The following is an 8,338-nucleotide window of genomic DNA, read 5'->3' as shown; positions in this document are numbered from 1 at the left end:
TTACAATGCAGGTCGCAAAAAACTTGTTTTTAACCCCTGAACGTAGTTTTGAACGTAAATTCAAAGAGATTTTGTTAGCTTTGCGTATTGAACAAACTTTAACCAAAAATGAAATTTTAGAGCTTTATTTTAATAAAATCTACTTTGGACAGCGTGCGTATGGGATTCAAGCAGCTTCTTATGCTTATTATTCTCGTCCATTGAAAGATTTGGCTATTGCAGAATATGCGATGTTGGCGGGTATTCCTAAATTCCCATCCTCTTCAAATCCAATTGCCAATCCGCCGCGTGCAATGGAACGGCGTAACTACATTTTAAAACGTATGAATGAGCTAGGTTATATTAAACAAGCTGAGTATGAAGAATCGGTGATACAACCTAATACGGCTAAATTATATAAAACTGAAACTGAATTAAATGCACCACATGTTGCTGAAATGGCGCGGCAATATATGGAGAAATTATATGGTGAAGCGGCTTACACCAAGGGTTTTAGAGTGTATACAACCGTACATTCTTCATTACAAAATTCAGCTCAACGTGCATTACGCCGCAATTTATTAAACTATGACGAACGACATGGTTATCGCGGAGTATCGGGTCATGTAGAGTTGCCTGAAGAAGCAGAAGCAGCGACTAAAATAGCTCAAGAAACGTTAACAAAATATCCGAGTTATGGTGATTTGCTCTCAAGTATAGTAATGAAGGTTAATAAACAATCTGTCGTTGCTTATAATAAAACAATTGGTGAATTCACTATCGGCTGGAAAAATTTGCGTTGGGCAAGACGTTATGTGCATGACAATCGGCGTGGTGGCTTACCTAAAACCGCATCAGCAATTGTGAAACGTGGCGATGTGATTATGGCGCGTAAAATGGGTACAGTGAAAAATAAGGCAAATGAAAAAGTGGCTGTGTGGCGATTATCTGAAATGCCCCAAGTCGAAGGCGCTTTAGTCAGTTTAAATCCCAATACGGGAGCGATTATAGCGTTGGCAGGTGGCTTTGATTTTTATCAGAGTAAATTTAATCGTGTCACCCAAGCTTATCGTCAACCAGGTTCTAACTTTAAGCCATTTATCTATTCAGCAGCATTGGAACATGGTTTTACTCCAGCGAGTATGATTAATGATGCACCTGTGGTGTTCCGTGCAGGTAATAAATTATGGAAACCCAAGAACTTTTCACATCGAAATTATGGCCCTACTAATTTGCGCACTGCTTTGACTTATTCGCGGAATTTGGTCTCAATTCGATTATTAAATAATATTGGAGTTAGTCCTGCAATTGAACATGTGGTGAAATTTGGTTTTGAACGTGATCGAATTCCTAAGAATCTAACCATTTCCCTAGGCACAGGTGATGTGACTCCTTTAGAGTTGGCGCGAGGTTATGCCGCATTTGCTAATGGGGGCTATTTGGTTAAGCCTTATTTGGTGAGTAAAATTGAAAATATGACGGGACATTTATTATTTAAAACCGATGCAATGGAAGTTTGCAAAAGTTGTCCTGCCTATACGATTCAATCAGGGGCTGATTTAGAGCAACCACAATTTAGCCATGCACCACGAATACTCGATGAGCGCAATGCGTGGACATTAACTTCTATGATGAAAGATGTGATTAAACGCGGTACTGCGGTTAGGGCGATGAAATTGAAGCGTAGTGATTTAGCAGGTAAAACGGGCACAACCAATGACCAACGTGATGCGTGGTTTTCTGGGTTTAATGCCAATATTGTGACCACAGCTTGGATCGGTTTTGATCGTCCGCGTTCATTGGGTAAAAAAGAAACAGGTTCTCGTGCTGCGCTGCCGATGTGGATTGACTACATGCGCCAAGCGTTACGATCTTATAAAGTTCGCTCTTTGGCGATGCCAAGAGGGATTGTATCGGCTAAAATTGACCCTGCAACGGGCTTTCTGGCTACCAGTCAAACCCCTAATGCAAAATTTGAATATTTTTATAAAGAAAACGTGCCCAAACGGTATGCGATTTATAAACCTAAACAAAATTCTAAGGAACATGCTTTGACACTGGGAGAACCTTTGTTCTAGGACTGCTTATGTTAATTGATATTAGTCTCGTTGTTATTGCCTATTTATTAGGTTCATTTTCATCCGCAGTCGTGGTGTGCAAGCTTATGGGCTATGCCGATCCAAGAACTTTAGGTTCGGGTAACCCCGGTGCAACCAATGTATTACGACATGGTGGTAAAAAAGCAGCCATCATCACCTTAATACTGGATATGTTAAAAGGGGTTGTCGCGGTTTTATTGGCGAAATTCTTAACAGATCACAGCCTCTTTGTCGCGTTGAGTGCCTTAGCCGTTTTTCTAGGTCATTTATATCCCGTATTCTTTAATTTTAAAGGTGGGAAAGGAGTGGCAACCGCATTGGGCGTATTATTGGCATTGCATTGGATGGTTGGTGTAGGCGCATTATTAACATGGTTGGCTATGGCCTTTAGCTTCCGTTACTCCTCTTTGGCGGCTTTGATTACTGCTGCAATGACCCCTATTTATATGTATTGGTTTTCTGGGATAGAACATTACATTGTAGCTAATGTCATCATTACCGCACTCATCTTTTGGCGACATCAATCAAATATTCAAAAGTTGGTAAACGGGACTGAAGGGAAAATTAAATTTTCTCCATCTCGTTCATGATGTTGTAGGTAATGGGTTGATATCTAATATATTCATGAGTGTGAAATGGGTTCTGCACGAGCAAAATAAGTTTTACATTCCTAGATGGCAGCGTTTTTTATTTTGATTCCGCAAGACTATTTATTCGTTCTGCGTATAGAAAGCGTGTCGTTTAAATCGAAAATTGCGAATCTAAAATCGAAAATTCACTTGAGGTTTACATGAGAAAACTCATTAGCATTTTATTTTTGATAAGCTTAGTTGGCGGCTGTGCAACCAATAAAGTGGAAGAAACTTGGATACCCATGCAAAAAAATAATCAAGTTGTATGGGCAGATGATGCAGCAGAAGTGGCGGTGATTGAGTTGCAATATGATGAGAAAGGGGTTGAGAAGACGAATTTTAAACATCAGCTTTATGTGCAAAATATTGATGGGAGTGAACGTCGTGCGATTACCGAAGTGCGTGAACATCAAAATGGCAACTTATACTATATGAAGCAAGCAGGTTATTTTGTTATGGAATCGTTGGTGCCAACTGGAGCAAGACGTTTTGACCGCATTGATGACAAAGGCCATGAAATCCTGATTATTGAAACGCCTGATAATGAGCACCAACCTTGTGCTGATATTCAACGCACAGATACAGATACCAAGCCATTACCACAAGTCTATCATACGGTGATTCCTTCACCAGATGGGGCTTTACTAGCACATATTTTTAGTTTGGATTGTGGCGAAGTCAGTGTTGAGTTTTTATATTCTAATAATCTCAACATCATTACTGATCCTGTTGTGATTCCGATTGATGAACCCGTCAATGCAACATGGCATATCGATAATTATATTATTTTAACCAATAATCAGAATACTAAAGCATGGACTGTCCGTGTTGGGCAAACTCCTGAACTCACAGCCGCCCCTAATTGTGTTGCACCTGTTACCAGCAGTAGTCATATTACTTATGATGGCCGTATGGTGTACTTAGATGAAACAGGCGAAGTAAAAATGCGTCAAGTCGATGCTGCAATGGCTTTTGGCTGTCAGTAAATAAACCCAGTTCTAGCTACATTCAAGCACCTTTTGTTTGTAGCTAAAACGGATAAAAATGCCCTCTGATAACATGTTATATACGGTCTTTTCTTTAAATAACAGGTATTAATAAACAACAGGCTTAGTGATTGAACTCTAAAATTTTCGCTCTGGGAGTAAGCCCATTTGCTTGAAAATAAGTTTAATAAAACTCTAACAAGGGTTCAGATAGTTTTAAGAAATCTATGAAGTAATGGAATCGGTTTTACCTGTTTCTTAAATACCTTATTCGGTGGATTTTACGTTGTTCTACCCAGCATAGATGCTAAAGCTTTGAAATTATTTTAAATATAACTGTATCACCTAGCTAGAACAATGTAGATTGAGCGCAAGATTCTTGCATTGATTTTAATATTTTTTCGAGTTTAGCTGTTTGAATAAAATGTTTTATACTTAATTCAGTATTTAAAAATGGGGAGGGGATATGCAAAGAGCTGATCTTTTTGCTGTTTTATTGTTAGTGCTTATCGCTAGAACGAGTGCTGCGGCTGAAGAACTCAAGTTTGGAATATTGCCTTATATTACAGCAACCGAATTGATAAAAAAATATACGCCATTGGTAGATTATCTGAGTCAAATATTGGCCATTCCTGTTAAATTATCGGCTACTAAGGATTACAAACAACATGTTGACCTAGCAGGTATAAATAAGCTAGATATTGCTTTTGTCGGTGGCCTGCCGTATCTCAAAATGGTTAAACAATACGGTAAAAAACGCCTATTTGCCTGCTATGAAATGCAAAATAAACCTTATTTCCGCTCTATTATTTTCGTGTCAGCACAAAGTTCAATTCAATCACTCTACGAGTTAGCAGACAAAAGTTTTGCGTTTGGTAATAAAAATTCGACTTTAAGCACTTTAGTGCCACGTTATATGCTACAACAGATGGGCGTGGGATTAGCTGATTTATTTAATTACGACAATTTAGCCACCCATGAAGATGTGGTTTTAAGTGTGTTATTGGGCAGTTGTGATGTGGGCGCAATGGCACAAGAAGTGTTTAACGAATATAAAGAACAATATCAACTTCGTGAACTGACAGCCTCTCCTGCAATTTCAACCCATATTTTGTTGGCGAGTGATAATTTATCCGACGCATTATTTAATAAAATCCAAATGGCCTTACTGAATTTAGATAAACATGCGGATGCAGCAAAAGTATTAACTGCTATCAATAAAGATATGACAGGATTTGTGCCTGTGCAAGATAGTGATTATGACACCCTGCGTAATATTATTGAAACTGTAACCGACTGAAATAAAGGGTGAGAACAAAATGAAACGTATTCCCAAGCGTTATGTTCGCTTACTTCTGTTCTCAGGTTTGATTTTACTGGCTTTTTTTATTGTTGCGGGCAGCTTTATTGTTTCGCACCAGCGTAATTTACTGTTGGACAATGAAGCCCATCATGCGGCCTTAGAATTAGATTTAATTGCTGGTTTTGTACAAGAATCCTTTCTGACTAAAGATTTTGCTAATGTTAATAAATTCTTGCAAAATTGGGTAAAAAAGCGTCCGCACATCATAGAAATGAGTGCAACCAGTAAAAATGGCTTTAAATTCTTTAGTCATCGATCTGATACGGTTGCTAAGAATAGCTTTATCGTCAATAAAAAAATTCCCTTCCCTCCCAACAATGAAATTTCCCTGATTGTGACGCATAACTTGATGCCCATTGAATTTATTATCAGTGGTCTTAATCGACAGTTGTTAATTATTTTTTCTATTATTGTGATTTTCTTAGGCCTGATTCTATCTTTTACGCTTACCAAAATTGTATTCATTCCGATGGAGCAAGAAATTCAAAAACAGATTACAGAGTTGAAATCAGCCCATGACGATTTAGAAAAAATGAGTCGTCAACATCAGCTTATTTTAGAGTCGGTTGGTGATGGCATTTGTGGCTTAAGTTCAGAAGGCTTTATCACTTTTATTAATCCTGCAGCCGCTCAAATTTTAGAGACACCAGCCAAATTTTTGATTGGTAAGCATTATTTGACTGCAACCAGTCACGCTAAGTCAAATCGTAGTTTTTATAATAAAGCCTCTTGTCCTGTTTGTAACGCGGTACGCCAAGGCATAGCGCATCGAGCAAATGATGAATATATTCTTACACCAAGTGGCAGATTATTACCGATTGAATACATTTCAACTCCATTGATTGAACAAGTAGACCCTAGACGATATGGCGAAATTTTAGGGGGTGTGGTGGTTTTCCGTGATATTACCAAGCAAAAACAAGCTGAGACCACATTAAAACATGCCAAAGAAGCAGCTGAGCAAGCCAATCGTGCCAAAAACCAATTCTTAGCCAATATTAGTCATGAATTGCGTACGCCATTAAATGCCATTATTGGTTATAGTGAAATTTTATATGAGGATACCTCGGATGGTGGGTATGAGGAATTTACAGAATATTCTCATAATGTACTCACCGCAGGTCAGCAATTATTAGGCTTGATTGATGATGTACTGGATATTGCAAAAATTGAAAGTGGTAAAATGTCTCTGAATATTGAACAAATCAATTTGAAACAGTTGATTACCGATGTGATGATGACGGTACAGCCTTTAGTCCAGCAAAATAATAATACATTAGATGTAAAATATAATACTTACCTTAAAGCCATTTATACTGATGTTGTGAAATTACGGCAAATTATGCTGAATTTACTGAATAATGCTGCGAAATTCACTCATTCAGGTCATATTGAGATCAAATTACACACGCAAATATATAAAAATCAAAATCATTTATACATTCAAATTCAAGATAATGGTATTGGTATGAATGATGCCCAGCAGGCCAATCTTTTTAAAGCATTCCACCAAGCAGATAGTTCTTCAACCCGTGAATATGGTGGTATTGGTTTAGGTTTAACTTTGACTAAAGAATTTGCTGAGATGTTAGGAGGGGATATTAGTGTAACAAGTGAATTGGGTGAAGGTAGTCATTTCTGTGTGCAATTCCCCGTTGATAAAAATGCTTAAGCTATGTATTTGAATTACTTTAGGACTGCCAGTTTTATTAAGAGCTGACAGTCTTGATCGCTTGAATGTTATTTCACAAAGTGGCAATGACATCAGATGCTAAGGCAAAGTGCTGGGGTCAAATAAACGTTCATGTTCAGCGATAGCAAATCGGTCAGTCATCGCCGCAATATAATCTGCCACAGCTCGGGCTTTACCCACTTCAATGCCAAATTGCGCTTGCAATCGATTCACCTCAACTTGAGCTTCTAACGGTAATAAACGCGGTTCGCTCATAAAGGCTTCAAATAATTCTTTAACGACTCGTTTGGCCTTAAAGTTCATACGGTCAACACGGAAATGATGATATAAGTGTGAAAATAAAAATTGTTTTAAATCCATGTGCATATTGTACATGTGGGCACTAAACGTCACCATAGGCTCTTCAGCCATCCGTACCGCATCAATATTTTTAGGTTGTAACGCATCAATTTGGGCATGACTGGTTTCAATCACATTTAAGACTTGCTCATTTATCATCCGACGAATAGTTTCATTAACCACTTGACGTTGCAGTAAATTATTATAACTACGCATGACGCTGGTGTAATGCTGTTCAAATAATTCAAACTCACGTAACTGACGAATAGTGATTAAACGAGCGCGTAATCCATCATCAATATCATGATTGTTATAAGCCACTTCATCGCATAAATGGGTGATTTGTGCTTCTAAACTGGCTTGATGTTTAGGGTCACTTAAAAAGCGTGCGGCAACTTGTCCCAAGGTTTTGGCTTGTTTAGGAGTACAGTGTTTAATAATACCTTCGCGGGTTTCAAATGTAAGGTTTAGGCCACGAAACTCTGGATATTTTTCTTCTAATTCATCTACAATCCGCAATGACTGTAAATTGTGCTCAAAACCGCCATAATTTTGCATACATTCATTCAACGCATCTTGACCCGCATGGCCAAAGGGCGTATGTCCCAAATCATGAGCTAAAGCAATAGCTTCAGTTAAATCCTCATTCAATTGTAAGGCTCTGGCAACTGTGCGGCTGATTTGTGCAACTTCTAATGAGTGAGTCAAGCGTGTACGGAATAAATCCCCTTCGTGATTCACAAAAACTTGGGTTTTATATTCTAAACGCCGAAAAGCCGTTGCATGTACGATACGGTCACGGTCACGTTGGTATTCGCTGCGATAGCCAGAAGGTGGTGGTTCGTCTCGTAACCGTCCATAAGATGTTTCTTGGTGTGCAGCGTATGGAGCTAGGGGTCTTATCATATACACTCCGAGACTTTAGTTTTTGTCATGTGATTTGGATTTAATAATGAGGGTCTGAAGCTTTAAATCACTAAAGCTCCAATAAGCGAACAGTTTCTATAATTTCTAACATAAATACAAGGTTTGTTTTATTATCAATTTACTAATATGAGTCAACTTTTTATAAATATTAGGAATTATTTGTTTAAAACAATGATGTTGATTTGGATAAAAAATAATTTAGTCATTTTATCTAAGGCTTTTTGTGAGAAATATATTTTCATTGCATTGTCCCCATAACCATTAGCAAAAAATTACCATCTAGCAGCCACTGTAGTCAGTAGTTTATGAATCTTACAAAT

At 38.0% G+C, this 8,338-nt stretch carries 6 protein-coding genes; 5 read left to right on the top strand and 1 reads right to left on the bottom strand.

The features are described 5' to 3' along the window. From ABXH34_RS10525 to ABXH34_RS10505, 5 genes are all read left to right on the top strand, one after another. Positions 1-2,057 (top strand): penicillin-binding protein 1A (locus ABXH34_RS10525; protein WP_353571840.1); only part of this gene is annotated, 2,057 nt, incomplete at its 5' end. A gap of 8 nt (positions 2,058-2,065) precedes the next feature. Next, complete coding sequence (plsY, locus tag ABXH34_RS10520) at positions 2,066-2,668, top strand: glycerol-3-phosphate 1-O-acyltransferase PlsY (protein WP_353571839.1); 603 nt, start codon at positions 2,066-2,068, stop codon at positions 2,666-2,668. A 200-nt stretch (positions 2,669-2,868) separates the two neighbouring features. Further along, positions 2,869-3,696, top strand: a complete 828-nt coding sequence (locus tag ABXH34_RS10515; RefSeq protein ID WP_353571838.1) for a hypothetical protein — start codon at positions 2,869-2,871, stop codon at positions 3,694-3,696. Positions 3,697-4,162: 466 nt separating this feature from the next. Next, complete coding sequence (gene phnD / locus ABXH34_RS10510) at positions 4,163-4,996, top strand: phosphate/phosphite/phosphonate ABC transporter substrate-binding protein (protein WP_353571837.1); 834 nt, start codon at positions 4,163-4,165, stop codon at positions 4,994-4,996. Between the two features lie 19 nt (positions 4,997-5,015). Beyond that, positions 5,016-6,731 (top strand): PAS domain-containing sensor histidine kinase, encoded by a 1,716-nt coding sequence (locus tag ABXH34_RS10505; protein WP_353571836.1) that lies wholly within the window; start codon positions 5,016-5,018, stop codon positions 6,729-6,731. A gap of 99 nt (positions 6,732-6,830) precedes the next feature. Here ABXH34_RS10505 and ABXH34_RS10500 read toward each other — a convergent pair whose 3' ends face one another. Then, a complete protein-coding gene (locus ABXH34_RS10500; RefSeq protein WP_353571835.1) occupies positions 6,831-7,997 on the bottom strand; it encodes a deoxyguanosinetriphosphate triphosphohydrolase in 1,167 nt (388 codons plus the stop codon). Positions 7,998-8,338 lie beyond the last annotated feature (341 nt).

The organism is Candidatus Albibeggiatoa sp. nov. BB20, from assembly GCA_016744725.1.
In the GTDB taxonomy this organism is placed as follows: Bacteria; Pseudomonadota; Gammaproteobacteria; order Beggiatoales; family Beggiatoaceae; genus Albibeggiatoa.
The sequence above is the reverse complement of the archived record's forward strand: the minus strand, read 5'-3'. Positions and strand labels throughout refer to the sequence as shown.

Coding starts and splice junctions, on each gene's coding strand:
- ABXH34_RS10505 (WP_353571836.1), top strand. CDS start 5,016: ATGAAACGTATTCCCAAGCGTTATGTTCGCTTACTTCTGTTCTCAGGT.
- ABXH34_RS10515 (WP_353571838.1), top strand. CDS start 2,869: ATGAGAAAACTCATTAGCATTTTATTTTTGATAAGCTTAGTTGGCGGC.
- phnD (WP_353571837.1), top strand. CDS start 4,163: ATGCAAAGAGCTGATCTTTTTGCTGTTTTATTGTTAGTGCTTATCGCT.
- ABXH34_RS10500 (WP_353571835.1), bottom strand. CDS start 7,997: ATGATAAGACCCCTAGCTCCATACGCTGCACACCAAGAAACATCTTAT.
- plsY (WP_353571839.1), top strand. CDS start 2,066: ATGTTAATTGATATTAGTCTCGTTGTTATTGCCTATTTATTAGGTTCA.